This is a genomic window from Novosphingobium sp. PY1, assembly GCF_017312445.1.
Classification (GTDB): domain Bacteria; phylum Pseudomonadota; class Alphaproteobacteria; order Sphingomonadales; family Sphingomonadaceae; genus Novosphingobium.
This window is the reverse complement of the sequence record NZ_BLTI01000004.1, coordinates 385335-410979: the sequence shown is the minus strand read 5'-3', so window position 1 is coordinate 410979 and position 25645 is coordinate 385335. Positions and strand designations below refer to the sequence as shown.

Annotated in this window: 24 protein-coding genes; 7 read left to right on the top strand and 17 right to left on the bottom strand. The window is 64.6% G+C overall.

Annotation, left to right across the window (positions count from 1 at the left end; translation table 11 throughout):
* The first annotated feature begins 23 nt into the window (after window positions 1–23).
* The 3 genes from J3474_RS06105 to J3474_RS06095 all read left to right on the top strand — a co-directional run bounded on the left by J3474_RS06105 (window position 24) and on the right by J3474_RS06095 (window position 2488).
* The gene (locus J3474_RS06105) at window positions 24–1175 is read left to right on the top strand and encodes a hypothetical protein (protein ID WP_242528210.1); all 1152 of its coding nucleotides are present in this window, start codon (window positions 24–26) and stop codon (window positions 1173–1175) included.
* A gap of 17 nt (window positions 1176–1192) precedes the next feature.
* Window positions 1193–1759: a fasciclin domain-containing protein gene (locus tag J3474_RS06100; protein ID WP_207093420.1), complete on the top strand. Its 567-nt coding sequence runs from the start codon at window positions 1193–1195 to the stop codon at window positions 1757–1759.
* Between the two features lie 144 nt (window positions 1760–1903).
* Window positions 1904–2488 carry a lysozyme gene (locus J3474_RS06095; RefSeq protein WP_207093419.1) on the top strand — a complete coding sequence of 195 codons (585 nt, stop codon included), beginning with the start codon at window positions 1904–1906 and terminating at the stop codon, window positions 2486–2488.
* Between the two features lie 24 nt (window positions 2489–2512).
* On the opposite strand, the gene J3474_RS06090 is transcribed toward J3474_RS06095, so the two are convergent.
* The 3 genes from J3474_RS06090 to J3474_RS06080 form a co-directional block, all read right to left on the bottom strand.
* Entirely contained in the window at window positions 2513–3352 is an 840-nt protein-coding gene (locus J3474_RS06090; protein WP_013831955.1) for an arginyltransferase, read from the bottom strand.
* A gap of 215 nt (window positions 3353–3567) precedes the next feature.
* Complete coding sequence (locus J3474_RS06085) at window positions 3568–4353, bottom strand: SDR family NAD(P)-dependent oxidoreductase (RefSeq protein ID WP_207093418.1); 786 nt, start codon at window positions 4351–4353, stop codon at window positions 3568–3570.
* 96 nt (window positions 4354–4449) lie between these two features.
* Window positions 4450–5703, bottom strand: coding sequence for a threonine ammonia-lyase (locus tag J3474_RS06080; RefSeq protein ID WP_007013113.1), 1254 nt, complete (start codon window positions 5701–5703; stop codon window positions 4450–4452).
* 99 nt (window positions 5704–5802) lie between these two features.
* Between J3474_RS06080 and J3474_RS06075 the strand changes: the two genes are divergently transcribed.
* Together J3474_RS06075 and J3474_RS06070 are read left to right on the top strand one after the other, a co-directional pair.
* Window positions 5803–6699 (top strand): NAD(P)-dependent oxidoreductase, encoded by an 897-nt coding sequence (locus tag J3474_RS06075; protein WP_007013112.1) that lies wholly within the window; start codon window positions 5803–5805, stop codon window positions 6697–6699.
* Window positions 6696–8402: an amidohydrolase gene (locus J3474_RS06070; protein WP_207093417.1), complete on the top strand. Its 1707-nt coding sequence runs from the start codon at window positions 6696–6698 to the stop codon at window positions 8400–8402. Before J3474_RS06075 ends, J3474_RS06070 begins: the two co-directional genes overlap by 4 nt.
* Before the next feature lie 93 nt (window positions 8403–8495).
* On the opposite strand, the gene tatC is transcribed toward J3474_RS06070, so the two are convergent.
* From tatC to argS, 8 genes are all read right to left on the bottom strand, one after another.
* Entirely contained in the window at window positions 8496–9317 is an 822-nt protein-coding gene (tatC, locus tag J3474_RS06065; RefSeq protein ID WP_207093416.1) for a twin-arginine translocase subunit TatC, read from the bottom strand.
* Between the two features lie 11 nt (window positions 9318–9328).
* A complete protein-coding gene (gene tatB / locus J3474_RS06060; protein WP_207093415.1) occupies window positions 9329–9778 on the bottom strand; it encodes a Sec-independent protein translocase protein TatB in 450 nt (149 codons plus the stop codon).
* A 25-nt stretch (window positions 9779–9803) separates the two neighbouring features.
* The gene (locus tag J3474_RS06055; protein WP_013831950.1) at window positions 9804–10043 is read right to left on the bottom strand and encodes a twin-arginine translocase TatA/TatE family subunit; all 240 of its coding nucleotides are present in this window, start codon (window positions 10041–10043) and stop codon (window positions 9804–9806) included.
* A gap of 97 nt (window positions 10044–10140) precedes the next feature.
* Complete coding sequence (gene scpB, locus J3474_RS06050; RefSeq protein WP_207093597.1) at window positions 10141–10818, bottom strand: SMC-Scp complex subunit ScpB; 678 nt, start codon at window positions 10816–10818, stop codon at window positions 10141–10143.
* An 11-nt stretch (window positions 10819–10829) separates the two neighbouring features.
* A complete protein-coding gene (locus J3474_RS06045) occupies window positions 10830–11645 on the bottom strand; it encodes a ScpA family protein (protein WP_007013106.1) in 816 nt (271 codons plus the stop codon).
* Between the two features lie 3 nt (window positions 11646–11648).
* Complete coding sequence (nagZ, locus tag J3474_RS06040) at window positions 11649–12662, bottom strand: beta-N-acetylhexosaminidase (RefSeq protein WP_207093414.1); 1014 nt, start codon at window positions 12660–12662, stop codon at window positions 11649–11651.
* A 96-nt stretch (window positions 12663–12758) separates the two neighbouring features.
* On the bottom strand, window positions 12759–13565 hold the full coding sequence (locus J3474_RS06035; protein WP_207093413.1) for an SPOR domain-containing protein: 807 nt from the start codon (window positions 13563–13565) through the stop codon (window positions 12759–12761).
* A 2-nt stretch (window positions 13566–13567) separates the two neighbouring features.
* Window positions 13568–15325: an arginine--tRNA ligase gene (gene argS / locus J3474_RS06030; protein WP_013831946.1), complete on the bottom strand. Its 1758-nt coding sequence runs from the start codon at window positions 15323–15325 to the stop codon at window positions 13568–13570.
* 606 nt (window positions 15326–15931) lie between these two features.
* On the opposite strand from argS, the gene J3474_RS06025 reads away from it, so the two are divergent.
* Both J3474_RS06025 and J3474_RS06020 read left to right on the top strand, forming a co-directional pair.
* Window positions 15932–18802: a TonB-dependent receptor gene (locus J3474_RS06025; protein WP_207093412.1), complete on the top strand. Its 2871-nt coding sequence runs from the start codon at window positions 15932–15934 to the stop codon at window positions 18800–18802.
* A 55-nt stretch (window positions 18803–18857) separates the two neighbouring features.
* On the top strand, window positions 18858–19802 hold the full coding sequence (locus J3474_RS06020; RefSeq protein ID WP_207093411.1) for an isocitrate lyase/phosphoenolpyruvate mutase family protein: 945 nt from the start codon (window positions 18858–18860) through the stop codon (window positions 19800–19802).
* 350 nt (window positions 19803–20152) lie between these two features.
* Here the strand turns inward: J3474_RS06020 and J3474_RS06015 are convergent, their stop codons facing one another.
* From J3474_RS06015 to J3474_RS05990, 6 genes are all read right to left on the bottom strand, one after another.
* On the bottom strand, window positions 20153–21421 hold the full coding sequence (locus J3474_RS06015) for an MFS transporter (protein WP_207093410.1): 1269 nt from the start codon (window positions 21419–21421) through the stop codon (window positions 20153–20155).
* 206 nt (window positions 21422–21627) lie between these two features.
* Window positions 21628–22149: a gluconokinase gene (locus tag J3474_RS06010; protein WP_207093409.1), complete on the bottom strand. Its 522-nt coding sequence runs from the start codon at window positions 22147–22149 to the stop codon at window positions 21628–21630.
* Complete coding sequence (locus J3474_RS06005; RefSeq protein WP_013831941.1) at window positions 22146–23027, bottom strand: NAD(P)-dependent oxidoreductase; 882 nt, start codon at window positions 23025–23027, stop codon at window positions 22146–22148. Before J3474_RS06005 ends, J3474_RS06010 begins: the two co-directional genes overlap by 4 nt.
* A gap of 1 nt (window position 23028) precedes the next feature.
* Window positions 23029–24135, bottom strand: coding sequence for a LacI family DNA-binding transcriptional regulator (locus tag J3474_RS06000; RefSeq protein ID WP_013831940.1), 1107 nt, complete (start codon window positions 24133–24135; stop codon window positions 23029–23031).
* A gap of 37 nt (window positions 24136–24172) precedes the next feature.
* Window positions 24173–24523, bottom strand: coding sequence for a hypothetical protein (locus tag J3474_RS05995; RefSeq protein ID WP_207093408.1), 351 nt, complete (start codon window positions 24521–24523; stop codon window positions 24173–24175).
* A complete protein-coding gene (locus J3474_RS05990) occupies window positions 24520–25566 on the bottom strand; it encodes an L-idonate 5-dehydrogenase (protein ID WP_207093407.1) in 1047 nt (348 codons plus the stop codon). The genes J3474_RS05995 and J3474_RS05990 overlap by 4 nt, the downstream gene beginning before the upstream one ends.
* Window positions 25567–25645 lie beyond the last annotated feature (79 nt).

Sequence of the window (25645 nt, the reverse complement as noted above, 5' to 3'; positions counted from 1 at the left end):
ACTGCCAACCCAAGGAGATGCAAATGATGCAAAGGATCTTCATCGGCAGCGTGGCAAGCCTGGCCCTGATCGCCGGGGCCGCTTCCGCCGCGCCCGGCGGCAACGACCATGGCAGCGATCACGGTAGCGGCCACGGCAAGGCCCAGGGCGGCGGCAGGGAAACCGTGCAGGGCAATGCCAAGGGGCCGCAGAATGACCACAAGGGCCCGCCCGCATCAAGGCCCGACAACAAGCCCGACAAGCCGCAATCTGGCGGTAATGCCCATGTCCAGGCAAAGCAGGACAGAGCGGCAATGCAGGCTTCGCATCCGACCATGCGCTCGCCGGTCCGCGACGCCCCGGCCAAGGCGGAAAAGCACCAGCAGGCCGGGAACGGGGCCCAGCACATGGCCGAGCGCAAAGTCGACAGGAAGGCCGACGACAACCATCCCGGCAACAAGGGCGACAAGGCCGTTGCTGCCGGCCCGCGTCCACCACAGCGCAAGGACGTCAAACGCGTCAGCTACAAGGGTCATGGCGGCAAGAAATTCATCGTTCCCACCAACGACCGGGTCCACGTGATCACCGATCGCCGCATTTTCGACTGGGCCTCGCTCGAGCGTCGCCATGCCTACGACGGTTGCCCGCCGGGCCTCGCCAAGAAATACAACGGTTGCACTCCTCCCGGCCTCGCCAGACCGCGCGACGTCAGCTGGGTCGATCCGGCCTGGTACTTCAGCGACTACGACCGGTCCTATCGCTACCGCTATGCCGACGGCTACATGCTGCGCCTGGGCGCTGGCGACAGCATCCTGAGCTACATTCCGCTGCTGGGCGGCGCGCTGGGTATCGGCCAGACCTGGCCCTCCGCCTATCAGCCGGTGACGCTGCCGTCATACTACGACAGCTACTACGATCTCGGCCCCGCCAGCGGCTATCGCTACTACGACGACACGATCTACCGCGTCGATCCGGATACGTCCTCGATCCGCTCGGTGGCGGCGCTGCTGACCGGCAACGACATCCGGATCGGCCAGCCGATGCCGATGGGCTACGATGTCTACAACGTGCCTTACGACTATCGCGACCAGTACTACGACGGACCGGAGGCAATGTATCGCTATAGCGACGGCTACGTCTATCAGATCAATCCCACTACGCGGCTTGTGCAGGCCGCCATCGAACTGCTTGTCTGATCGGGAGGGAAACCAGCATGCGGATCAAACACCTCGCCATTGCGCTGCTTGGCGGCGCCAGCCTTGCCACCGCCGCCTGCTCGGGCGGAACGCCGGAGGACACCGGCACCGGAGCCGCCGAGCTTGCCACGCCCGAAACCGAATCGCTGCCTGCCCTGCTCGACGATGCGGATGGCCTGCAGACTGTGGCGGAAGCCATCAAGGAAACCGGCATCAGCGGCATTTTTGAAGGAAAGGGCAGCTATACGCTGCTTGCGCCCGAGGATGCCGCCTTTGCGGCCCTGGGCGATTCGGCCAAGGAGCTGACGGGCAGCGAAGACCATGCAGCGCTTGCGGCCTTGCTCAAGGATCACCTGATCCCCGGCTACCTGACCCCGCAGGACATTTCCGCGGCGATCGACGCCAGCAAGGATGGCGAAGTCTCGATGCCCACGGTGAGCGGGGAAGAGCTGATCTTCACCCGCAAGGGCAATGCGATCTCGGTCTCCGCGCCGGACGGATCGGAAGCAACGTTCGACGGCGAAGCGCTCGCCGGCGGCTCCAGCATCGCCATACCGCTGACCGGGATCCTCAAGAAGATCTGATCCCCTGCACCTGTCACGAAGGCCCGCTTCACTTCGCTGCGGCGGGCCTTTGCCTGCCGGGGTTCCAAAAACCATTTTCCTACAGACCCGCTTGCGGTTTACTTGGATCGCCTTTCCGCACCGAACCGGGGAGGTCCCTTCCAGATGAATCGCAAACCGATTTTCGATGCCGTGCGCCAATTGCTCGGCCGCGGCTTCCGGCCATCCGACATTGCGCTGCTCGACGCAGCCATCGACCGCGCCGACAACGACAGCCCCGTCCCTGCCGATCTTGCCCTCGGCGAGGCAGGTCGCGCCCTGATCCGCAAGTGGGAAGGCTGTGCCAGGCGCCGGTCGGACGGCCGCTTCGAAGCCTATCCCGATCCCGGCAGTGCCACGGGTGAGCCCTGGACGATCGGTTGGGGTTCAACCGGAGCGGACATAGGCAAGGGTCTGATCTGGACGCAGGCGCAATGCGACGCCCGCTTCGACAGGGACATCGCGCGCTACGTCAACGAGGTCCGCGATGCGGTAGGCGATGTGGCGACGACGCAGGGGCAGTTCGATGCCCTCGTCTCGTTCCACTACAACACGGGCGCCATCCGCAAGGCCACGCTCACCCGCCTGCACCGCGAGAGGCGCTTTGCCGAGGCGGCTCTGGAATTTGCGAAGTGGATCTACAACGACGGCAAGCCGCTATCCGGCCTCAAGAATCGACGCGCGGAAGAAGCAGCGCTCTACCGCGCCTGACCGAATGCGCGTCGCGCCGGATCGTCAGTTGGCGATGGAGGGTACGCCGTCCTTGCGCCCACCGGCACCGGCCTTGCCATGTCCATCCGGGTTCTTGACGACGGCAGCGATCAGCTTGTCCTGCTCTTCGGGCGAAAAGCGCTCCCAGCCGGAACGGCCAAGGCGTTCCATCGGCCGGTAACGCACCTTGTACTGCATGCGCGGCGAGCCTTCGACCCAGTAGCCGAGGTAGACATAGGGCAGGCCCATTTCCTGCGCCTTATGGATATGGTCGAGGATGATGTAGTTGCCCAGCCCTGCCCGCGATTCATGCTCCGGATCGTAGAAGCTGTAGATCATCGACAACCCGTCGCACTGGCGATCTGTAAGGCATGCGCCGACAAGGCGGCCCGGAGTCACGCCATCGGCCGAGGGTTCGCGATATTCGATGACGAAGCTGGTGACCGGCGTGTGCTCGACCATGTCGGCGAAGTCCACCTCGTCCATCGAGGTCATCCCGCCTTCGGGATGGCGCGCGCTAAGGTACTTCTGCAGGAGCTGGAATTGCTCACCGGTCGACCAGGGACGACATACGGTGGCGATCAGGTCTCCGTTGCGCTTCATCATGCGCTTCTGGGTTCCCGATGGCGTGAACTCGCTGGCGACGACACGCACCGAGACGCAGGCATTGCAGTCAAGGCAGGACGGGCGATAGGCGACGGTCTGGCTGCGGCGGAAACCGATCCGGCTGAGCGCATCGTTCAGGGAGTCCGCGTGTGGCCCCTTGAGTTCCGTGAACACCTTGCGTTCGCTCCGCCCAGGCAGATAGGGGCACGGCGCAGGGCTCGTTACAAAGAACCTCGGAAATCGAACGGGAGCCGTCACGGAGGCGCCTCTTCCTTTACTTGTTTGCGACCATAGGCCTTTCAGTTGCAGAGCGAATATGCATGCGCGGGCAGTTAGTTGAAAGTCTTTTAACTACAAAACTGCCCTCGAACCGGAGGTTTCGCCCCGGAGTACCCCTTGCGATATCAACTTGTCCCGGTTCGGGGCGTAAGTGAATCAGAACCTTAGCACTTCCATGACTGGTCCATTCCCGATCAGGCATCTTGCGCCACCTTGAGCGAAAGTCCCCCGTCAATCCTGACCGTAGCCCCGGTAATATAATCGGCTCGGTCGGAAAGCAGGTAGCCGACAAGCTCGGCGACTTCCTCCGGACGACCCGCCCGGCCCCAGGGAATCGCGTCGGCCTTGCGCGCCCGCACCTGCGGATCGTCCAGCGCGGCCTGGTTCATCGGCGTCAGGATCATGCCCGGCGCCACGCCGTTGACCGCGATTGCGCGCGGCGCCAGCTCCAGCGCGAGCGTCGCGGTCAACTGGGCCAGCCCGCCCTTGGCGCTATCGTAGTCGACGGCCCCGGCCCGCGGCGCCGATTCGTGAATGGATGAGACATTGACGATCCGGCCCCCGCCCTGCCCCTCGAGGCCGCGGACGAAACGGCGACAGCTCAGGAACGGACCGTAGAGGTCGGCACGCATGACGGCATCGAAATGCTCCAGCGTCATGTCCTGCACCGCCGTCCCGCTCATGTTGCGGCCTGCACTGTTCACCAGCAGGCGGACCGGACCGAAGGCGGATTCGGCAGCTGCGAAAAGTGACTCGACGTCTTGCTCGTTGCCGACATCGGTATCGCAGGCGATAGCCCGCCCGCCGTTGGCGTGGATCCGGCCGATGACTTCGTCCGCTTCGTCCGGTGCATGAAAGTGCGTGATCGCGACCGCCAGCCCGCGTCCGGCCAGCGCCATCGCGCAGGACTTGCCGATCCCCGAGCTGCCGCCGGTCACGACCACGCAATCGCCGGTGAAGTCGAGATAATCGAGTGCCATGCCCCAGCAACGCGCGGCAACGCGTCCGGGTTTCAAGGGCCGGCCAGTTTCAGCCTCGTGCAGCCTATCCGGACGAAGCCGGACCAGGGCAGTTCGTCAGTCGGTCTCGACCTGGCGCACTTCGTACCCCGCCGAACGCAGGGCGGAGACGAGCGTCTCGAGCTGCTCGCGGTCGCGCGCCTCGCACTCGATCTCGGTCAGCAGTCCCTTGGCGGGCAGGTTGGTGAAAATGCGGTGATGCAGCACCTCGACGATGTTCACATTGTGCTCGTGGAACACCTTGGCGACCTTGTAGAGCGCACCGGCACGGTCCTGCAGGCCGATCTTCAGGCGCGCGAGCCGGCCCGAGCGGGCAAGGTCGCGCAGCAGCACATTGGCAAGCAGGCGCGTGTCGATATTGCCGCCCGACAGCACGATGCCGACTTTCTTGCCGGCGAACAGTTCGCGATTGGCCATGACTGCGCCCAGGCCGGTCGCTCCCGCGCCCTCCACCAGGGTCTTTTCGATCTGCAGCAGGAGCGCCAGCGAGCTTTCGATGCGCGATTCGCTGACCAGCAGGAACTCGTCGAGCAGGCCGCGCAGCACCTTGGAAGTGAACTTGCCCGGCTCGAACACCGCGATGCCCTCGGCCAGCGTATCGCCGCCGACCGGCAGGTTGGTGCCCTTGAGCAGGTTGTACATCGAGGGGTAGAGCTGCGCCTCGACGCCGATCAGGCCGATGCCCGGCTTGATGGCGCGCGCCACCGTGCCCATGCCCGATGCCAGGCCGCCGCCGCCGATCGGCAGCACCAGCGTATCGATCTCGGGCACGTCCTCGAGCATTTCGAGCGCGACGGTGCCCTGCCCGGCCGCGACGTGCGGATCGTCGAAGGGATGGATGAAGGTAAGGCCGAGTTCGGCCTCCATCTTGCGCGCATGGGCATAGGCTTCATCGAAACTTTCGCCTTCGAGCACGACCTTGCCGCCCACGCTTTCGGTCTGCATCACCTTCACCAGCGGAGTGGTGTTGGGCATGACGATCGTTACCGGCACGCCCAGCCGGGTGCCATGGTAGGAAAGCCCCTGCGCGTGATTGCCCGCCGAAGCGGCGATGACACCGCGCTGTTTCTGTTCTTCCGAAAGCAGCAGCAGGGCATTGAGCGCTCCGCGCTCCTTGTAGGCGGCGGTGAACTGCAGGTTTTCGAACTTGAGCCAGACGTCGGCACCGGTGATCGCACTCAGCGTATTGGAGTGCTGCGTCGGCGTGCGCACGACCTTGCCCGAAATTCGCGCCGCCGCCGCACGAACGTCGTCGGCAGTCAGCAGGGCACCATCGGTCCCCGGGGCGGTCTTGAGCGTTTGCTGGTCCATAGGGTGGCGCGGGTAAAGGAAACCGGGGCAAATTGAAAGCGTGGGCTTAGGCCCGGCTTAGATTGATAGCGTCACAGACCCTCGCTAGAAGACATCCCCATGACCGAACGACGCAAGGTTTCCTTCCTCGGCCTCGGCGTGATGGGCGGCGCTATCGCGCGGCACATCGCCAAGGCGGGCCATGAGCTCACCATCTACAACCGTTCGCCCGAACGCGCGCAGAAATGGGTGGAGGACAATCCCGGACTCGCCCATCGCATCGCCGCGAACCCGGCGCACGCGGCGCAGGACGCCGACGTGGTGATCACATGCGTGGGCAACGACGACGACCTCGCCGAAGTCGTGCTCGGCCCCAACGGCGTCTTCAAGATGCTCAAGAAGGGCGGCGTCTTCATCGACCACACGACCGTATCGGCGCGCATCGCCCGCCAGATCTCGGTGGAGGCGCGCGACCTGCAGGTCCATTGCATCGACGCGCCGATGACCGGTTCGCAGATCGGCGCGGAAAAAGGCACGCTCACATTGATGTGCGGCGGACGCAACGAAGCGGTGGAAGCCGCGCGTCCGGTGATGGAAGCCTATTCGCAGCGCATCGTCCACGTCGGCAAGGCCGGCTCGGGCCAGATCGCCAAGATGGCCAACCAGATCTGCATCGCGGGCAATGTCGCCGCGCTGGCCGAGGCGGTGCGCTTCGCGCAGGCCTCGCACCTCGACATGGACAAGGTCTACGAGGCGATTTCCGGCGGCGCCGCGCAGTCGTGGCAGATGGACAACCGCTGGCAGTCGATGGACGAGGACCGCTTCGACTTCGGCTTCGCGATCGACTGGATGCGCAAGGATCTCGGCCTCAGCCTCGACGAAGGGCGTGGCCTTGGCGTCTCGCTGCCGGTGGCCGCGCTCATCGACCAGTTCTTCGCCGAGATCCAGGCCATGGGCGGCGGCCGCCTCGACACCAGCGCGATCATCAAGCGACTGCCGAGGAAAGGCCGCAAGTGAAGCATCTCGCCGCGGCAGCGCTCGCGCTGCTGATCGTCACGCCCGCCCATGCGGACGTGCTTGTCGACAATGTCGAGGGCCTGACGCCGGACGGCAAGGGCGGGATAGAGCGCTTCGAGGGCTTCCTGATCGGCGAAGACGGCCGCGTGATCGAGGTCTACCGCCACGGCGACAAGCGCCCCAGGAAAGTCCAGTACCAGGTCGACGGCAAGCATCGCGTGGTCGTGCCCGGCATGATCGATGCCCATGGCCACGTCATGCAGACCGGCTTTGCGAAGATGACGCTCGACCTCTCCGCGACGAAATCGCTGGACGAGGCGCTGTCCCGGATCGCGGCATGGGCCGCCGCCCATCCCGAAACGCCCTGGATCCTCGGCAGTGGCTGGAACCAGGTCAACTGGGGCATCGACCGGATGCCGACCGCGGCCGAGCTCGACAGCGTGACCGGCGGCAAGCCCGCGTGGCTTACCCGAGTCGACGGTCATGCCGGCTGGGCCAACAGCGCCGCGCTGGCTTCTGCCGGTATCACCGCCGCCACCACCGATCCGGCTGGCGGCCAGATCCTGCGCAAGGTGGGCAGCAAGGCCCCTGCCGGCGTGCTGGTCGATGCCGCCACCGCACTGGTTGAGGCCAGGGTACCGCGTCCCCGCCCCGAAGACCGCGATACCGCGTTGGGTGAAGCGCAACTGGCGCTGCTCGCCTCGGGCGTGACCGCAATTGCCGACATGGGCACGACGATCGAGGACTGGCAGGCCTATCGCCGCGCCGCCGACCTCGGCCATTTGCGCATCCGCATCGTCGCCTATGCCGCAGGCATCGACAACATGACGCTGATCGGCGGCCCCCGCCCGACACCGTGGCTCTATGGCGACCGGCTGAAGATGAACGGGGTGAAGCTCTACCTCGACGGCGCGCTCGGCTCGCGCGGGGCATGGCTCAAGGCGCCTTATGCCGACGCGCCCGAAACGAAGGGCCTGCCCCAGATCAGCGAAACCCAGCTGGGCAACCTCATGAGCCGGGCGGCGATAGACAACTTCCAGGTGGCCGTCCACGCCATCGGCGATGCCGCCAATGCGGCGGTCCTCAATTCCATCGACGAGCTATCGCAGACCTACAAGGGCGACCGCCGCTGGCGCATCGAACATGCCCAGATCGTCGATCCCGCGGATATCGCGCGCTTCGGCGAACACGGCATCGTCGCCTCGATGCAGCCGCAGCACGAAGCCTCTGACCGACCGATGGCCGAAGCGCGACTGGGCCCGAGCCGGCTGTCCGGCGCCTATGCGTGGAACTCGATCGCCGCCACCGGCGCACCGCTGGCCTTCGGATCGGACACCCCTGTCGAACCGGCCCACCCCTTCGAAGGGATCGCCGTCGCCGTGACGCGCCAGGGCGCGGACGGTCAGCCGACAGGTGGCTGGCAGCCGCAGGAGATCCTCTCGCGCGAGGCGGCCATCAACGCCTATACGACCGGCGCGGCCTACGCGATGTTCGCCGAGGACCGCCTTGGCCGCATCGCCAAGGGCTATGACGCGGACTTCCTCTTCGTCGATACCGATCCGATGGAAGCGACTCCCGAGCAACTGCGCCAGATCAGGGTTCTCGAGACGTGGATCGGCGGCAAGCTCGCCTGGTCCAATGCCAAGGATCGGGTGCTGCCGACCAAGGCCGAAGGCGACGTCTCTCCGATCGAGGGCCGCTGAACCGAGGATCGGGCGGCACTCACGCGGCCCTTTCGTGCGCCCGCCTCGCGACAGGCCCGGGGTAAGCGGACATAGCCAAGGCCCGCGTGAAGCTCAGTTGCTGGCAGGAGCCTCGGGCTCACCCGCGGGTTCCGCTGTGTCGGTCTTGGCCTTTTCGCGCGCATCGCGCTTTTCGGTGAACCACATCACGATCAGCGTGCCTTCGAACAGCAACAGCAGCGGTACGGCCAGCAGGAGCTGCGAGATGACGTCGGGCGGCGTGGCCACGGCGGCGACGATGAAGATGCCGACGATGGCGTAGCGGCGCGCGGCGGCGGTCTGAGCGCGGGTGATAATACCGGCGCGGTTGAGCAGCATCAGCAGTACCGGCATCAGGAAGCTGATCCCGAAAGCGAGGATGAACTGCATGACGAGCGCAAGATAGTCTCCCGTGCCCGGCAGCGCTTCCAGCTTAAGGCCGCCCTTGTCCCCCTGGAAACCCAGGAAGAAGTGGAAGGCGGTGGGCATGACGACGTAATACGCCATCGCCGCGCCCATCGTGAACAGCACAGGGGTCGCGATCAGGAACGGCAGGAAAGCCTTCTTTTCCTTGGCGTAGAGGCCCGGCGCGACGAAGGCCCAGAGCTGGTTGGCAATCACCGGGAAGCTCACGAAAAAGGCCGCGAAGATCGCGATCTTCACTTCGACAAAGAAGGCTTCGTAGAGCTTGGTGTAGATCAGCCTGCCCTGCCCTGCCGGGAAGGCCTCGGTCAGCGGACGAACGAGGAAGCTGAAGATGTCGTTCGAGAAATAGAAGCACACGCCGAAGGCGACCGCGAAGGCGGCGAAGGCGCGCATCAGTCGGCTGCGCAGTTCGATCAGGTGATCGAGGAGCGGCGCCTGCGTGTCGTCGATATCGGAAATCTTGAAAGCCATGGAGCGTTCGATCAGGGCGGCGGCGGCGGGAGATTCAGTTCGGCCTGCCGGCTTTGCTGTTCTTTCGCATCTCGCGGGGCTTCATCTTGAGCAGCGGACTGTTCGCCGCTCAGCGGCGCAGGGGTATCGGTTGCAGCAGCTTCAGGCGACTTCGCTTCGCCAACGGAACCCGCATCACCCTGACGCGAGGCGATCGGGGCCTGCATCTCTTCGGCACTGGGCAGCTGCGGCGTCGACTTCATGATCGCCTCGTTCTGCGCGCGCCACTGCTTTTCCATTTCCTCCAGCTCGGCCTCGCGCACCATGGCGTCGATCCCGGCGCGGAAGTGGCCGGAGATCTTCCGCATCTTGCCGATCCAGCGGCCAGCCGTGCGCATCGCCATCGGCATGTCCTTGGGGCCGATGACGACGACCGCCACGATGATTACCATCAGCAGTTCTGATGCGCCGATGTCGAACATCGCTTAAGTCGCTTTCTGCGCTGGCTTACGACTGCTCGGTCTTGTTCTCGCTGGCGCTCGGCGTGGCCGAGGGATCAGCGGGCTTCGACGAAATCTGAGCCGGCGGGGTGGAGGAATCTTCCGACTTCTCGTCGTTCATGCCTTCCTTGAAGCTCTTGATGCCCTTGCCGAAGTCTCCCATGATTTCGGAAACCCGACCGCGGCCAAACAGAACCAGTACGATCACGAGCACGACAAGCCAGTGCCAGATCGAAAAGCTACCCATAACTTCAACTCCAAACCGTGCGACCGATTCCGGTCGCCACGAGGCTCATCTAGGGATTTTCGGGGGAACTTGCCACCCTGTCATGAATTTGACCCGGTCAGGTCATGTCGCCGTCATCCTCGTCATGTCCGTCCCGGTCATCCGCCTCTTCCGGCGCATCGCGCTCCTGTGGAACGGGACCGGAAAGCGCCGCCTCGATCATGTCGTCATCCACAGGATCGAGCAGCCCTGCGGCGCGCAGCTCGTCAATACCCGGCAGCTCCTTGAGCGAACGCAACCCGAAATGCGCGAGGAACTCGGGCGTGGTGGCGTAGATCACCGGCCGGCCCGGCACTTCGCGGCGCCCGGCCACGCGTACCCAGCCCGCCTCCATCAGCACGTCCAATGTGCCCTTGGCCGTCTGCACCCCGCGAATCGATTCGATTTCGGCGCGGCTGACCGGCTCGTGGTATGCGACGATCGCCAGCACCTCGGTCGCCGCGCGCGACAAGCGCCGCAGTTCTTCCTTTTCGCGGCGCAGGAGATGGGCAAGGTCAGGCGCGGTTTCGAAATGCCAGCGCTTGCCGCGCTCCACCAGATGAATGCCGCGCCCCTCGTAATGGCTCTGCAGTTCGGCCAGCGCCGGACGGATGTCGGCCTGCCCCAGGTGCGCGGAAAGCGCTTCGACGGTCATCGGCTCTTCGGAAGCGAACAGCGCTGCCTCGACCGCGCGGACCAGATCGTCGGGTCCCGTCGCCCCGGCCGCCCCGGCCTCTGCAAAGCTCTCTTCGGTCATTGCGTCTTCATTCATGGCTTCACCGCCTTCAGCCTTAGCGGCCCGAATGTTTCGTCCTGCGCGATCTCCGCCTTGCCGGTGCGCGCCAGTTCCAGTGCAGCGACGAAGCTGGATGCCAGCGCCGACTTGCGCAGCTGCGGATTGGCCCACGAATCGTGCGCGGGCGGCAGGAATTCGCGCAGTTCCATCCAGTCGAGCGAAACGCCCAGCATCGAGGAGACGCGGGTAATCGCACTTTCGAGCGTCATCACCATGCGCTCGCGCACCATGTGGACCACCGGTTCGCTGCGGATCTTGATGTCGCCATAGGCCCGCACGAGGTCGAACCAGGTGCATTGCCAGGCATTGCGACGGGCCACCCGCAAGCCTTCGGGTGCGCCGCGCGGGAAGACGTCGCGGCCCAGCCTGTCGCGGCCCATGAGGCGCGCTGCCGCCTCGCGCATCGCGCCCAGCCGCTGCAGGCGCAGCTGCAGGCGCAGTGCCAGTTCCTCCGGGCTGGGATCGGCCTGTTCGTCCTTGGGCAGCAGCAGCGCCGACTTGAGGTAGGCGAGCCAGGCCGCCATCACCAGATAGTCTGCCGCCAGTTCCAGCCGCAGCGCTTCGGCCTGCTCGATATAGGTCAGGTACTGGTCGACCAGTTCGAGGATCGAGATGCGCCGCAGGTCGACCTTCTGCCGACGGGCAAGGTCAAGCAGGAGGTCGAGCGGGCCTTCCCAGCCTTCGATCTCGAGGTAGAGCGCTTCCTTGTGCGCCTCGGCCGCCGCCACGCCGTCCCATTCCTGGTCCGCCGCTTCGAAGGAAAGACCGGATTCCGGCGGCAGGTCCATGGCTCAGGCCGCCACCTGCGCCAGCAGCGCATCGCGCCGGGCGATCAGTTCCGCGTGGTCTCCCGCGGTTCCGCTGTCGCCGACGGCGGTCAGCGCCCGCTTCAGGCGGAGCGCGGTCTCCTCGCTCATGCTTGGCAGACGCTCGGCGATGCCGACCATGTCGTCCATCTTCGCCCAGCAATTGAGCGCGATATCGCAGCCCGCGGCGATAGCGCGCTCGGCGCGTTCCGGCACCGTGCCGGAAAGCGCCTGCATGTCGAGGTCGTCGGTCAGCAGCAGCCCTGCAAAGCCGACGCTCTTGCGGATCACCTCCCGCACCACGACGGGCGAAAGCGTGCCCGGATTCTCCTTGTCCCACGCGGTGTAAAGGACATGGGCGGTCATCCCGATCGGCGAATCGGACAGCGCGCGAAAAGGCTGCAGGTCCGTTTCGAGGTCTTCTGCGCTCGCCTCGACCCTCGGCAGCTCCTTGTGGCTGTCGGCCATCGCCCGGCCGTGCCCGGGAATGTGCTTGATGCACCCGGCGACACCGGCCCGTGCCAGCCCGGCAAGGATCGCCCGGCCCAGTGCGGCAACGCGCATCGGATCGGTGCCGAGTGCGCGATCGCCGATAACGTCGTGCGCGCCGGTCTGGCGCACGTCGAGCGAGGGATGGCAATCGACCGTGATGCCGACTTCGGCAAGGTCCAGCCCGAGCGCCTCGGCGTTGGCCCGCGCTGCCTCGATCGCGGTGGCCGGGGCGATGTCGTAGAGCCGGTCGAAGGCTTCCCCGGGCGGATAGACCGGCCAGACCGGCGGCTTCATCCGGGCAACGCGGCCGCCTTCCTGGTCAATGCAGATGAACAGGTTGTCGCGGCCATGGATCGCGCGCAGTTCGTCGGTAAGGGCGCGCATCTGCTCGCGGCTTTCGACGTTGCGTCCGAACAGGATGTACCCGGCGGGATCGGCATCCTTGAAGAACGCGCGCTCGTCCTGACCGAGAGAGAGTCCGGAAAGGCCGAAAATTGCAGGAACCATGACGGATTCGTCGCAGAAATCCGCGCTCTTCGCAAGGAAGCGGCGTCCTTGAGGTGTGGAAATGCGCCAGGGCGGGCCGAGCCCGCCCAGCCGCGCTCAGTTCTTGACCTGGCAGCTCAGCCCGGCGTCCTTCATGCCATTGCACAGCGCCTTTGCGGCAGCGAGATCGCCCGGCACCGCCTGGAGGCGATAGACCGTACCGATGTCCGCCTGCCCTTCGAGCACGCGATGGTTCACGCCCGAAAGGTCGGGATACTGGGTCTTGAGCGTATTCCAGCCGGTTTCGGCCGCCTGCTTCGAAGTATAGGCGCCGACCTGCACGCCAACGCCGGAAACCGGTGCAGGCGCCTTTGCCGGAACCGAAGCCTTCTCGGCGGGCTTGTCGGCAGGCTTGTCGACCGATTCGAAACCGGGCCCGGGCACTTCCTCCTGCTCGCCGATCTGCGGCTGGCGGGATTGGCCTTCGGCTACCGCGAAGCTGGTGTCGCCGGTCCCCGCCACGACTTCGCCGCCCGGGTTTTCGGGCTTGGTCTTGTAGGGCTCCTTGGGCGCGGCGATGACCCCGCCATCGGCGACGAGCGGCTTGTCGGAAGATCCCTTCATCGCCCAGAAGACGATCCCGACGATCACCGCGATGGCAAGCAGACCGAAGATGCCCAGCAGCAGGCCCTGGCTCATGCCCGAGCCGCGCTCGTCCTCGAATTCGTCGTCATCGCCCTCGAGCCAGGGCAGGCGCACGTCCTCGTCACCCAGCTCGAGCTGCGGCGGCTCCTCGAACGAAGGCTGGCCTTCCGGCGCGACGCCTGCGAAACCGGCGCCTTCGAATTCGCCGTCGTCACCGTCGACCTTCGGACCCTGCGGATCTCCGCTCCGGTCCCCCTGACCCGTGTCCGAGAATGCCATCCTTACATTTCCTCTACAGCCTCTACGCCGAGCAATGCCAGGCCGTTACGGACAAGTTGCCCGATCTGCACAGCCAGGAAAAGCCTCGCAGCAGTAAGGTTAACATCGAGTAAGTTAATAAACCGCTTCTCGACGCGATCATTGCCGAGATTCCAGTATCCGTGGAACGCGGCGGCAAGGTCGCCAAGGAAGAAAGCAATACGGTGCGGCTCGCGCGCGGCTGCCGCCGCCTCGACGATGCGCGGGAACTGCGCGGCCAGCTTGACCAGCTCCAGTTCCTCCTCACCCAGCAGCTCGAGGTGATCGGCCGCAGGCGTCAGCCCTTCGGCCGCGGCCTTGCGCAACGTCGAATGGACGCGGGCATGGGCGTACTGGACGTAGAATACCGGGTTGTCCTTCGAGGCTTCGACGACCTTGGCGAAATCGAAGTCCATCTGCGCTTCGGGCTTGCGGGTCAGCATGGTGAAACGCACCACGTCCTTGCCCACTTCGCGCACGACGTCGGCCAGCGTGACGAAAGTGCCCGCACGCTTGGACATCTTCACCGGCTCGCCGTCGCGCAGCAGCTGGACCATCTGCACCAGCTTGATCTCGAATGGGGTCGGCTCCCCGTCCGCGCCGGTCATCGCGGCAACCGCGGCCTTGATCCGCTTGACCGTGCCGGCATGGTCGGCGCCCCAGATATCGACGAGCGCGTCGGCTTCCTGGGCCTTCTGGTAGTGATAGGCGAGGTCGGCGCCGAAATAGGTCCAGGTGCCGTCCGACTTCCTGATCGGGCGATCCTGATCGTCGCCGAACCGGGTCGACTTGAACAGCGGCAGCTCGACCGGCTCCCAGTCCTCGGGCGTCTTGCCCTTGGGCGCTTCGAGCACGCCGTCATAGACGAGCCCCTTGGACCGCAGCCAGGCTTCCGCCTCGTCGGGCTTGCCCGATGCCTGCAGCTCTGCTTCGGACGAGAACACCTCGTGCTCGATGCCGAGCAGTGCGAGGTCGTCCTTGATCATCACCAGCATCGCGGCGACCGCCTTTTCGCGGAACAGCGTGAGCCATTCCGATTCGGGCGCATGAGCGTATTTGTCGCCGAATTCCTCGGCGAGCGCCTTGCCGACCGGGACGAGATAGTCGCCCGGGTAGAGGCCTTCGGGGATCGCGCCCACGTCCTCGCCCAGCGCTTCGCGGTAGCGGATGTGGACCGAGCGGGCGAGCACCTGCACCTGCGCGCCGGCGTCGTTGACATAGTATTCCTTGACCACCTTGTGCCCGGCAAACTCGAGCAGGGTCGCCAGCGCATCGCCGACGACCGCGCCGCGGCAGTGGCCCATGTGCATCGGCCCGGTGGGGTTGGCCGAAACGTACTCGACGTTGACGGTCGACCCGCCGCCCATGGCCGAACGGCCGTAATCCGCGCCCAGATCGGCAATCGCGCGCAGCTCCGCGATCCAGGTCGCAGGCGCGAGGCGCAGGTTGATGAAGCCCGGCCCGGCGATTTCCGCCGAAGTCACGGCATCGAGCTTCGCCAGCTCGGAGACCAGCGCCTCGGCCAGGTCGCGCGGCTTCATGCCAGCGGGCTTGGCCAGCACCATCGCCGCATTGGTCGCAAGATCGCCGTGCGAGGGATCGCGCGGCGGCTCGACCGTGATCGCACCTCGCTTCAGCCCGCCCGGCAGCGTCCCCGCCGCTTCCAGCGCATCGAGCGCAGCGTTGAGGTGGCCCGCGAAAGCGGCGTACAGGGTCTGGTTCTCACGAGTTGCAGTGTTCATGGGCGCGCGGATAGCCGATGTGCGCGCAAAGGGGAACAGGCTGGCTCGCGCATGACCGGCAAGGCAGGTTTACACGGTTTACACTGTCCTGGACAGAAACGGCGCCGCCCCCACCGGGCCTTGCCCGCCACCGTGAGAATGGCCGCGTTTGCGAGACAGGTCCTATCGAGCCGGGGCATGACAGCGAAACTAGCGCAGACACATGCCTGTAGGAAAACGGATTGCGACGGCCGTCAATGCAAAGGCGGCCTGCGCCAGACCCGCCCCTGATCGACTCGATTCACCCCCCTCCTCGTCAACCGGCTCCCGCGACGATGGACCAGCGGTGAGCCGAGGTTGACAGACACCCGACCCTCGTTCTCGGGAGCGCCTGCGATCCTCGGCATCTCGCCCGGCCGCCACCGGCATCGCGACAACCTCGACTCAATGTGACCGATCCCAAGATAGAACTGCATCGGGACAAACTTCGCTCAGAACATCCGAAAAAACCATAAAAATACGCGCTTTTTTGGTTTTTCGATTGCACACCGCCAGCACTCTCATTAATGGGACCGATATCACAGGGATGATTGGCCAGAGCCGATCACGCAACGAGAGGAGGTTTGGATGTGCAAGTTCGATAAAGTGCGTTGGTCGCTCGGAGGCAGCTGCGCCCTAATGGCACTGATGGCCGCAACCAACGTTCAGGCTCAGGATAGTGCTGCAGGGGCAACCGATTCTCGCGCTCCTGCCGGAGCGGTCGTCCAGACTGCGCCGGCCGCAGAACCGGAGATGCAGCAGATCATCGTCACGGGTTCGCGCATTGCTCAGAACGGCATGTCCGCGCCTACGCCCGTCACCGTTGTCGGCGATGAACGGCTTCAGGCCCGCGCAGAAACCAATGTGGGCGATGCTCTCAACGAGCTGCCCTCGTTCAGGGCCCTCACCACGCCCAACACCCAGCAGGCCGTTGGTGGCAACATCGGCGCGCGCGTACTCGACCTGCGCGGCCTGGGCGCCACCCGCACGCTGGTTCTGGTCGATGGGAAGCGCTTCGTACCCTCGACCACGCAAGGTACGATCGACGTGAATCTCATCCCCAGCCTGCTGGTCAAGCGCGTGGAAATCGTGACCGGCGGCGCTTCGGCTGCCTACGGCTCCGATGCCGTTGCAGGGGTCGTCAACTTCATCCTCGACAAGAACCTGGACGGCTTCAAGGGCACGGTCCAGGCCGGCATCTCCGGCGAGGGCGACGGCGCAGAGCGCTCTGCCCAGGCCGCGTGGGGCACGAGCTTCGGCGATGGCCGGGGCCACTTCCAGATTGCCGGCGAATACACCAAGTCCGAAGGCCTTGGCGATTGCTACACGCGCGACTGGTGCCCCAACGAACAACTGATCGGCAATTCGCCGGCAGGCTTTGACGGACTTCCCGCCAGCATTCGCGGCGGGCCGGCCGGAACCGGCACCCTGTCCTCGGGCGGCCTGATCGTTGCGAATTCAGGCCCCCTGCGCGGCCTCGCCTTCAATCCTGACGGCAGCACCTACAACTACGACTACGGTACGATCTACGGCAGCAACCCGTCTCCACTCTTCACGCTGGGTGGATCGGAATCGGGTCGCAACGGATTTCTCGACGGTATCCTGCTGGCCCCGCCGGTTGAACGCATTGTCGCCTATGCACACGGCGACTACCAATTGACCGACAGCATCAAGGCCGGGCTCGACCTGTCCTATGGCAGGGTCAAGGGCATGGTGATCGGCTCTGACGCAAGGTCCACCCTGACGGTCCAGCGCGACAACTACTACCTGCCCGACAGCGTTGGCACGATCATGGATGACAACGGGATCGACAGCTTCACCTTGGGCCGCGCATTTACCGACCTGGGCGGTTCGGTAGATTACTCCAAGAACGAAACATACCGGGCCGTCTTCTCGCTGGAAGGCGAGCTGTCGGACACCTGGAAGTGGGACGCTTACTACGAGTACGGCCGCAACAAGTTCCGACAGGACTATTCCGGCAACGTCGTCGCTTCGCGTGTAGCCAAGGCAGCCGACGCAGTGGAAGCGAACGGCTCGGTCGTGTGCCGGGTGAATGCCGATGCCGATCCCGGCAACGATGACCCGGGCTGCGTTCCGATCAACGTCTTTGGTTCAGGCAATATCTCACAGGCCGGGGCAGCCTACATCGCACCCTCGGGCTACCAGACGACCGACCTGACCGAGCACGCCATTGCCGCCAACATCAACGGCTCCCTCTTCGCCTTGCCGGGCGGCGACTTTGCGCTGGCCGCGGGCGCAGAATTCCGCAGCGATCACGCCTCCGGCTCGGCCGATGCCCTGTCCACTGCAAACGCCTTCTGGTCCTTCAACGGCAAAGCGCTTACCGGCACCATCAAGGTCGTCGAAGGCTATCTCGAAGCGAACGCACCGATCCTTGCGGACGTCCCATTTGCCCGCACGCTCGAACTCAACGGCGCGGTGCGCCAGACCCACTACACCCGCAACAGCCCGGGCGTCGATTCGAGCACGGTCGACGCCACCACATGGAAAGCGGGCCTCGTCTATGCACCGGCGGATTTCCTGCGCTTTCGCGTCACCCGCTCGCGCGATATCCGCGCGCCGAATCTGACCGAGCTGTTTGGCCCCGTATCCCTTGGCCGCACGACAGTTGTCGATCCGGCCAACAACGGTTCGCAGATCCAGGTCAATGCCTATTCAGGCGCAAACGGCCAACTCAATCCCGAGAAGGCCGACACCTGGACCCTGGGCGCGGTCCTGACGCCGGGCGGCGCGCTCCATCGCCTGCGCTTCTCAGTCGACTACTATGACATCAACCTGAAGGGTGCCATTTCGACGCTCGGTGCACAGGTTCTTGTCGACCGGTGCTATGCCGGGGTCTCTGCGCTTTGCGACTATGTTTCGCGCGATACGACGGGGACGATTACGAGCGTATCCGACGTGCTTCAGAACGTGAGCCAGATCCGCAACCGCGGCCTCGATTTCGAACTGAACTACGGGTTCGACGTTGGCAGCATGGGCAATGTCGACATGCGCGTCCTCGCGACCAAGTACCTCAAGTACTCGATCGCGGGTGTCGATCGCCTCGGCCAGACCGGCTATCGTCCCGGCACCACCACGGGCGTTCCCGACTATCTGATCGACGCCTCGGTGACCTGGAACATGGACCGCGTCTCGCTTAACGCCCACGGTCGCTACATCCCCGAAGGCATCTTCGACACGACGATGATCGGACCGCAAGATTCAGGCTACGATCCCAACCTGCCCAACAGTGTCAACGACAACCGCGTGGACAGCTACTTCACGCTGGATCTGGGCCTGACCTTCCGCGCGACGGACCGCTTCGAATTCTTCGGGCTGGTCAACAATGTCTTCAATACCGACCCGTCCGCCGCGGCGAGTGCGCAGGGCGGCACCAACCAGGTCTATTTCAATCCCTACGGTCGCTACTTCAAGATCGGCGCCCGTGTGACGATGTAAATTCAAAATCCGCGCCGGCGATGCCGGCGCGGGCCTGCAAATAGAAGGAATGCGCATGGCAAAAAAGTCGCTCCAAGAGCTGCTCCAGACGACCGAGAAATGCATTGTCGCCCCATGTGTCTACGACTGCGCATCCGCGCGTGCGGTGGAGCTGGTTGGCTTCGAGGCCATGATGCTCTCGGGCGGGGAAGTCTCGATCGCCATGAACGGGGTGATCGACTACGGCTTTTCGAACCTGACCGACATTGAGTGGATAACGAGCCGGATTTCGCAGACTTCCGGAATCCCGCTTGCCGCCGACATCGAGGACGGCTTCGGCGGTCCGCTTGCCGTCTATCGTTCGGCAAAGCGGATGGCGATGGCCGGCGCCAAGGCGCTCCAGCTCGAGGACGCCTCGGACATGGAGGAATCGACCGGACTGATTTCACGCGACAAGTACATGGAGAAGGTCAAGGCCGCGCTGGCGGCGCTGGAAGGGACCGACTGCTTCCTGATCGCACGCACCAATGCAGACCCCGAAACCGAAATGGAAGAAGGCTGCATCCGAATGGCGATAGCCCATGAACTGGGCGCCAAGATGACGACCGTCGTCAAGATCGGCACTTACGCACATGCCCAGCATGTGGCCGAAAAGGTCCCGGGCTGGAAGATGTTTCCGGACGTACGCGACATCGACGGCAAACCGGCAGTCACCGCCGACCAGATCTACCCGCTGGGCTTCAACTTCATGACCATGCACTATACGCTCAAGGCGGCAATGGACGGCATGCTCGAACATGGCCTCAGGAACGTCGAGCAGCAGGGCTGCCACTATACCTGCCAGAAGCAGGACGCGACCGGCGTGATGGGCATGAGCGCTACACCGCTTTTCGACCCGCAGAGCTACATGGAACTGGAAAACCGTTTCACGGGCGGCGGCAAGGAATACACGATCGTGGGCAATGCGGTGGAAGACTTCCCCGAAGGCTTCAAGCGGGTGCCGATCGAAGACCGCCTCTGATCCCGAAGAAATACTGACCCTCCCTCGGGGCCCGGCAACGCAGATCTCCTCTGCGTTGCCGGGCCCCTTTTTTATGGCTCTCGCCCCCAGGCAAAGACACCGCCACCTACGGCCGAACAGCGGCGGGCGGGATGAAAGATCTGCTTGCCTCCCCGGCCCTCGTGGCCTTCCGGAACGCGCTTAGTGTACCGCAGGCACCGCACGTCTCCGGGCAAGCGGAGGTCGGGATCGGTGGGATTGCGTACAGGGCACCGGCCCATCACCGGTGGGCAAGGCACCAAAAAAGGGGCAGTCAATGCGACTGCCCCCCTCAAGATTACCCTCGCCTCAAGCAGAAGCTGGCGAAGAGCCTACAGGTCCATCGCTTCGCGCAAGCTGCGATAGGGCTTCAGCGCGAAGAGGAGCAGGACCCACATCAGCGGGCTGGCAATCCCGACGACGATGGCCATCGAATAGCGAATGTCGGTGGGGCCGGTGAACACATGATCGTTCATGAAGCCGATGATCATCGGGCCGATGCCGATGCCGACAAGCGAGATGATCATGATGTAGAGAGCAGTGACCTGCGCGCGCGCGCGGTTCGGGACGATCAGCTGCAGCGCGGTTCCAGCACAGGGCACCGGCATGCAGGACAGGAACATGGTCGGTCCGATAAGGGCAAGCGATGCCCAGGCATTGGGCATGAGCGGCGCGACACATCCGAAGATACCGCAAAGCAGGAAGCTCCATGCAGCGACCCGGAGCGGCGCATCGACCTTGCCGCTTGCCGCAACCTTGTCTGCCAGCACGCCTGCAAAGAACGTGCCGCTGGTACCGAAGATGATCATGATCAGGCCGAAGCCGAGCCCGACCTGCGCCGGGTCCCACCCGTAAACACGACCGAAGAGCGCGGGCATCCACACGTTGTAGGCAAAGTTCACGACCGTAACCATGGAGAAACCCGAGAACATGAGCGTCAGCGCAAGGCGGCGATCCTTGACCACCTTGATCACTTCGGCGATCGTCATCGGCCTGTCATGACCGGTGCCACGCCGTGCGGGCTCTCGAAGCAGCCAGAACACGGGCGCCAGCAGCAGGCCGGGAAGGCTCACGAGCAGAAAGCACGCCTGCCAGGGCAGCAGGCCCAGGGGAAGCCCTCCGCTGGTATCATGAGCGGCCGAAAGCCCGTCCAGCAACTGACCACCCACGAGATAGGCGAGGCCGATACCGAAGGGGGCGCTGAGGAAGAACACACCCACCGCGCGGCCGAGGCGCTGTGGCGGGAAAAGATCTGCAAGCAGAGACAGCCCCGTCGGCGTCACGCTTGCCTCACCCACCGCCACCCCGACACGCGAGGCAAAGAGCTGGGAGAAATTGCGGGCGAGGCCCGAGGCCATCGAGAAGACGGAAAACAGCAGCAGGGAAATTCCCAGCAGACCGGTCCTGCGGTGCCTGTCGGCAAGGCGGCCGATCGGAACGCTGCAGATCGTATAGAATATTCCGAAGGCGACGCCCTGCAGCATGGCGAAGCGCGTGTCATCCATGCCGAAATGCGCCTTGACGGGCTCGACCGTGAGATTGAGCACGACCCGGTCGAACTGCGAAGCGATCGAGGCCAGCGCGAGAAGCGTGGCAATCATCCAACTGCGCCGAGCCGCGGGCCACGCGGCCTTGCGCTCGGGAACAGGATCCGGCGGCAAGGCATCGGTTTGAAAGTCGTGCTGAGCGGGCACAGGATTTGCCATTTGCATCCTCTTCGTTTTTGTCATTGCGGGCCCGCCCTTGCGTGAGCTGCCGCCAAGACTGCCGGGAGCGAATTGCCATTCCCGGTCAGGCAAACTTCGTTTCAGGAATTCTTCGCCTTGCAGGCAGCCAACTCTTGCAGGACTTGCGAGACCTGCTGGGCACCGGGCAAATGTCCATCGAGGAGACAGGCATTCTCTTCGCCAGTCGGCGCTTCGAGCGTGGCCAACTGGCTTTCCAACAGCGACACCGGCATGAAATGGCCCGGGCGCGAGGTCATGCGCTGTTCAAGGCCGGATCGATCAAGCATGGGCAGCACGAAAAGCACATTTCCGACCCGCGCGCGCAGCCGGTCGCGGTAGCTGCGCTTGAGTGCGGAACAGGATGCCACCGCGCCGCGCGGACTGGCCACCAGCGCATCGCCCACTGCGTCGAGGAACGGCTCCCGGTCGTGATCGCTCAGCGCGATGCCGGCAGCCATCCTGGCGCGGTTCGCGGGCGGATGAAGCTCGTCTCCCTCGATGAAGGTCCAACCCAGAGCATTCGCGAGCGCATGGGCCAATGTCGTCTTGCCGCAACCGCTGGGCCCCATGACCACGATGGCGCGCGGCACAGCCCCACTCATGCCCCCTTGTCCCTGGCCATGTCGAAGAGGCGGACATATTCGGCACTGTCCGAAGAACCGAGGCCCGCGGCCACCAACATGCGGTGAAGGTCGGCAGCCAGCGACGTAAGCGGCATGGCCAGGCGCTTGTCCATGGCGGCGGACTGCACGGTCTCCAGGTCCTTGAGCATGTTGTCGATGCGTCCCGTCGGCGTGAAGTCGCGCACTGCCATCTTGCCCATGAACTCTTGCAGTATCCGCGAATCCGCCCGTCCGCCGGCCAGGGCCGCCGGGATGCGCGCGGCATCCACACCCTGTGCCTCGGCAAAGCGCACCGCTTCGGCGACGGCCAGAAAGGTATTGGCACACAGTAACTGGTTGACGAGTTTGACCGTCTGTCCAGCGCCGGGACCTCCCAAATGGGTGGCATTTCGGGCCAGCGCATCGATCAGGGGCCGGACCCGTTCGACGGCACCATCGTGACCGCCGATCATCAGGGTCAGAGTCCCCTTTGCCGCAGCCGGCGCGCCGCCGGAAAGCGGTGCATCAACCCATTCCATGCCTGTTTCGCGCAGAAGGCGCGCGGCCATCCGGGTGGTGAGACCGGCATCGATGCTCGACATGTCGAACAATACCTTGTCCGGGCCCGCTGCACCGGCGATGCCGTCCTCGCCGAATACCGCCGCTTCGACGATCGCGGCCGAATTGAGGCTGGTGATGACGAACTGCGCGGCTTCAGTGGCCCCACGCGCATTTCCGGCAAGTACCGCCCCGCGGGCCACCAGTTCCGCGCATTTCGATTCATCGCGGTCATACACCGTAAGCGCCGCGCCTGTTTCGAGCAGGCGACCGGCTATGGCCGAGCCCATGACTCCGACACCGATGACCGCGATCTTCATGCTATTGGGTTCCCTTGACTGAGGCGCGCTCGATCAGGCTCAGCCCGACATCGATGCGCTGGGCAGGACGTTCCTGCGCATCCGCGGACAGGATACCCAGCAGGGCATGTCCCGTTCGTTGGCCAAGCGCATGAAAGTCCACATGGATGGTGGTGAGCGGAGGATTGATTTCCCTGCCGATCTCGAAATCGCCGAAGCCCATGATCGAGACCCGCCCCGGGACGTCGATACCACGGCGTTGGCACTCCATGACCGCACCGACAGCCGACATGTCGGACACGGCGAAAACCGCTTCGACGTCCGGATGCGCCTCGAGCAATGCGCCCATGGCATGTGAGCCGTGCGAGAAGCTGACCGGTGCCTGGCCATGCCGCAGCACGAAATCCCTGGACAGACCGGAGGCAGACAATTCCTCTTCGAAACCGCGCACGCGCTCCTCACCGCGGTGATCGGTCACCGTTTCGCCCGCAGTCGCCGCGAGCGCGCCGATCCGGGTAAAGCCCTTCGCGATGAGATAGCGTGCTGCGGTACGTCCAACTTCGTAGTTGGAAAAGCCGATGGCATGCTCGATCGGCTGGCTGGGAAGGTTTGCAACCTCGATGACCGGGATGTCCGCCGCCAGCAGCATGCGGTTGGCGTTGCGCCGGTGCATGGCGCCGGTGATCACGATAGCCTCGGGCCGGCGCGCGAGGAGCGCACGCATCTGGCGCTCCTCCTCGGCCGTATCGTAGTCGGTATAAGCCACCAGGAGATGATAGTCGCGTTCCCGAAGGACTTCGGTAAGACCATGCGCAACCGCCGCGAAGTTGGCGTTGTTCAGCGTGGGCAGCATGAGCGCAATAAAGCCGGTCTTGCGGCTCGACAGACTTCCCGCCGCGCGGTCCGGAACATAACCCAGGCTGTCGATCGCACGCAGAACCTTGTCGCGGGTCGCCGGAAGCACGAGGTCGGGCGTACTGATCACACGCGAAACGGTCATGCGAGAGACGCCGGCGAGGCGCGAAACGTCGCGAATTGTCGGTCGGCCGGTGGACTGCTGGGACTTCCCACCTGCGACCGGGGCTTCGCGATTGCCGGCATCGGCGGAAGAGTTGGATGAACTGGACATCGCGACTGGATCCTTCAGGCAACAAAACTCCGGCATATCACCGGGTTTGCGCCGCCTCCACCGTCTCGACCGCGTTGCCCTCGCTCACATAGTGATAGAAGCGCCCTTCGAACATCTCGAGGACTTCCAGCGTCGCTGCGCGCGCGGCATCGCGGGCGGGTGAGGCCAGCGCTTCAGCCAGGGCCTCGCGGCTTGGATAGTCGATCTGCTGCATCATGACGATCGGCGGCGCGCCCTCGTCCGCGTCTTCAATGTAGAACAGGCGGACATCAAGCGCGTGCGGAAAGGCCTTCCAGGCCGGACCCAGCCGCGTGACCACGGCATGTTTGAATGCCTCTTCACGGCCCGGCTTGATCGTCCCCTCGAAGACGGCGGTGCGGGTAATCATGCGAATTGCTCCGGGTTCATGGCTATATGCAGCTTGACGACCTGCGAACGATCGCCTGCACGTTCAAAGGCAGTGACGGAATCGGCGAGCGGATAGGTACCCGAAAGGATCGGGGTGACGTCGATCGCGCCCGACACGATCAGATCGACCGCAAGCCGGAATTCGCCATTGGCACGAAACGCTCCCACGAACTCGATCTCGCGCGCCTGAAGCCTGTTGACGGGGACCGGAGCATCGCCGGGCGGAAGCATGCCGACCTGGACGATACGACCGCCGCGCCGCACGAGGTCGAACAACGAGCCAAGCGCCGCTGCCGCGCCCGATGCCTCGAAGGCGACATCGAAATGATCCTTCATCGCCAAGAGCGCGTCCGGCGCGCTGGCCACGTTGACGGTGCGATCCACCCCCATGCGACGCGCCACTTGCAGAGCGGCATCCTCGATGTCGGTAGAGACGACTTCCAGCGCGCCTGCCCATTTCGCACAACGCGCGGTCAGCAATCCAATCGGCCCGGACCCGGTGACCAGGACCCTCTTCCCCATCAGCGCGCCTGCCCGGGCAACGGCGTGCAAACCGACCGAGAGCGGCTCCGCAACCGAGAGCCGGAGCAGATCGGCATCGTCGGGAACCGGGATGATCTGATCGGCCCGAAGCACGAGATGCTGGGCGAACCCGCCCTGGACATGCGGGAAGCGGCCTGCACTGCCGAGGAAGTACATATCCTCGCACAAGTTCATCCGGCCGGCACGACACTGCGCGCAGGTCAGGCACGGCCGGCTCGGATCCAGGGCAGCGCGCATGCCCGGACGCAGCCCTTCGACGCCGGCACCGCATTCGGCGATTACGCCGGAAATCTCGTGCCCCAGCACCATCGGCTCCCGGACAACGTTGTCCCCCACCGACCCTCGGTGGAAGTAGTGCATATCGGAACCGCATATACCACCGTAAGCGACCGCCACGCGCACTTCGCCGTCAGCCAGCCCGCGGTCCTCCCGCTCCTCGACGCGCAAATCCTTCTTTCCGTGGCAAATCGCTGCAAGCATAACGCCCTCTCCTATTACGGTGGGACCGATACCATCGGTGACCATGCGTGGCAACACGTCAATCGGAAAAAGATAATTC

Coding starts and splice junctions, on each gene's coding strand:
- J3474_RS06080 (WP_007013113.1), bottom strand. CDS start 5,703: ATGGACCAGCAAACGCTCAAGACCGCCCCGGGGACCGATGGTGCCCTG.
- J3474_RS06010 (WP_207093409.1), bottom strand. CDS start 22,149: ATGAGTGGGGCTGTGCCGCGCGCCATCGTGGTCATGGGGCCCAGCGGT.
- J3474_RS06100 (WP_207093420.1), top strand. CDS start 1,193: ATGCGGATCAAACACCTCGCCATTGCGCTGCTTGGCGGCGCCAGCCTT.
- tatC (WP_207093416.1), bottom strand. CDS start 9,317: ATGGCTTTCAAGATTTCCGATATCGACGACACGCAGGCGCCGCTCCTC.
- J3474_RS06020 (WP_207093411.1), top strand. CDS start 18,858: ATGGCAAAAAAGTCGCTCCAAGAGCTGCTCCAGACGACCGAGAAATGC.
- J3474_RS06025 (WP_207093412.1), top strand. CDS start 15,932: ATGTGCAAGTTCGATAAAGTGCGTTGGTCGCTCGGAGGCAGCTGCGCC.
- J3474_RS06105 (WP_242528210.1), top strand. CDS start 24: ATGATGCAAAGGATCTTCATCGGCAGCGTGGCAAGCCTGGCCCTGATC.
- J3474_RS05995 (WP_207093408.1), bottom strand. CDS start 24,523: ATGATTACCCGCACCGCCGTCTTCGAGGGGACGATCAAGCCGGGCCGT.
- nagZ (WP_207093414.1), bottom strand. CDS start 12,662: ATGGTTCCTGCAATTTTCGGCCTTTCCGGACTCTCTCTCGGTCAGGAC.
- J3474_RS06005 (WP_013831941.1), bottom strand. CDS start 23,027: ATGAAGATCGCGGTCATCGGTGTCGGAGTCATGGGCTCGGCCATAGCC.
- J3474_RS06075 (WP_007013112.1), top strand. CDS start 5,803: ATGACCGAACGACGCAAGGTTTCCTTCCTCGGCCTCGGCGTGATGGGC.
- J3474_RS06015 (WP_207093410.1), bottom strand. CDS start 21,421: ATGATTGCCACGCTTCTCGCGCTGGCCTCGATCGCTTCGCAGTTCGAC.
- J3474_RS06085 (WP_207093418.1), bottom strand. CDS start 4,353: ATGGCACTCGATTATCTCGACTTCACCGGCGATTGCGTGGTCGTGACC.
- J3474_RS06035 (WP_207093413.1), bottom strand. CDS start 13,565: ATGGCATTCTCGGACACGGGTCAGGGGGACCGGAGCGGAGATCCGCAG.
- J3474_RS06095 (WP_207093419.1), top strand. CDS start 1,904: ATGAATCGCAAACCGATTTTCGATGCCGTGCGCCAATTGCTCGGCCGC.
- tatB (WP_207093415.1), bottom strand. CDS start 9,778: ATGTTCGACATCGGCGCATCAGAACTGCTGATGGTAATCATCGTGGCG.
- scpB (WP_207093597.1), bottom strand. CDS start 10,818: ATGACCGAAGAGAGCTTTGCAGAGGCCGGGGCGGCCGGGGCGACGGGA.
- J3474_RS06045 (WP_007013106.1), bottom strand. CDS start 11,645: ATGGACCTGCCGCCGGAATCCGGTCTTTCCTTCGAAGCGGCGGACCAG.
- J3474_RS06055 (WP_013831950.1), bottom strand. CDS start 10,043: ATGGGTAGCTTTTCGATCTGGCACTGGCTTGTCGTGCTCGTGATCGTA.
- J3474_RS06000 (WP_013831940.1), bottom strand. CDS start 24,135: ATGTCCAGTTCATCCAACTCTTCCGCCGATGCCGGCAATCGCGAAGCC.
- argS (WP_013831946.1), bottom strand. CDS start 15,325: ATGAACACTGCAACTCGTGAGAACCAGACCCTGTACGCCGCTTTCGCG.
- J3474_RS05990 (WP_207093407.1), bottom strand. CDS start 25,566: ATGCTTGCAGCGATTTGCCACGGAAAGAAGGATTTGCGCGTCGAGGAG.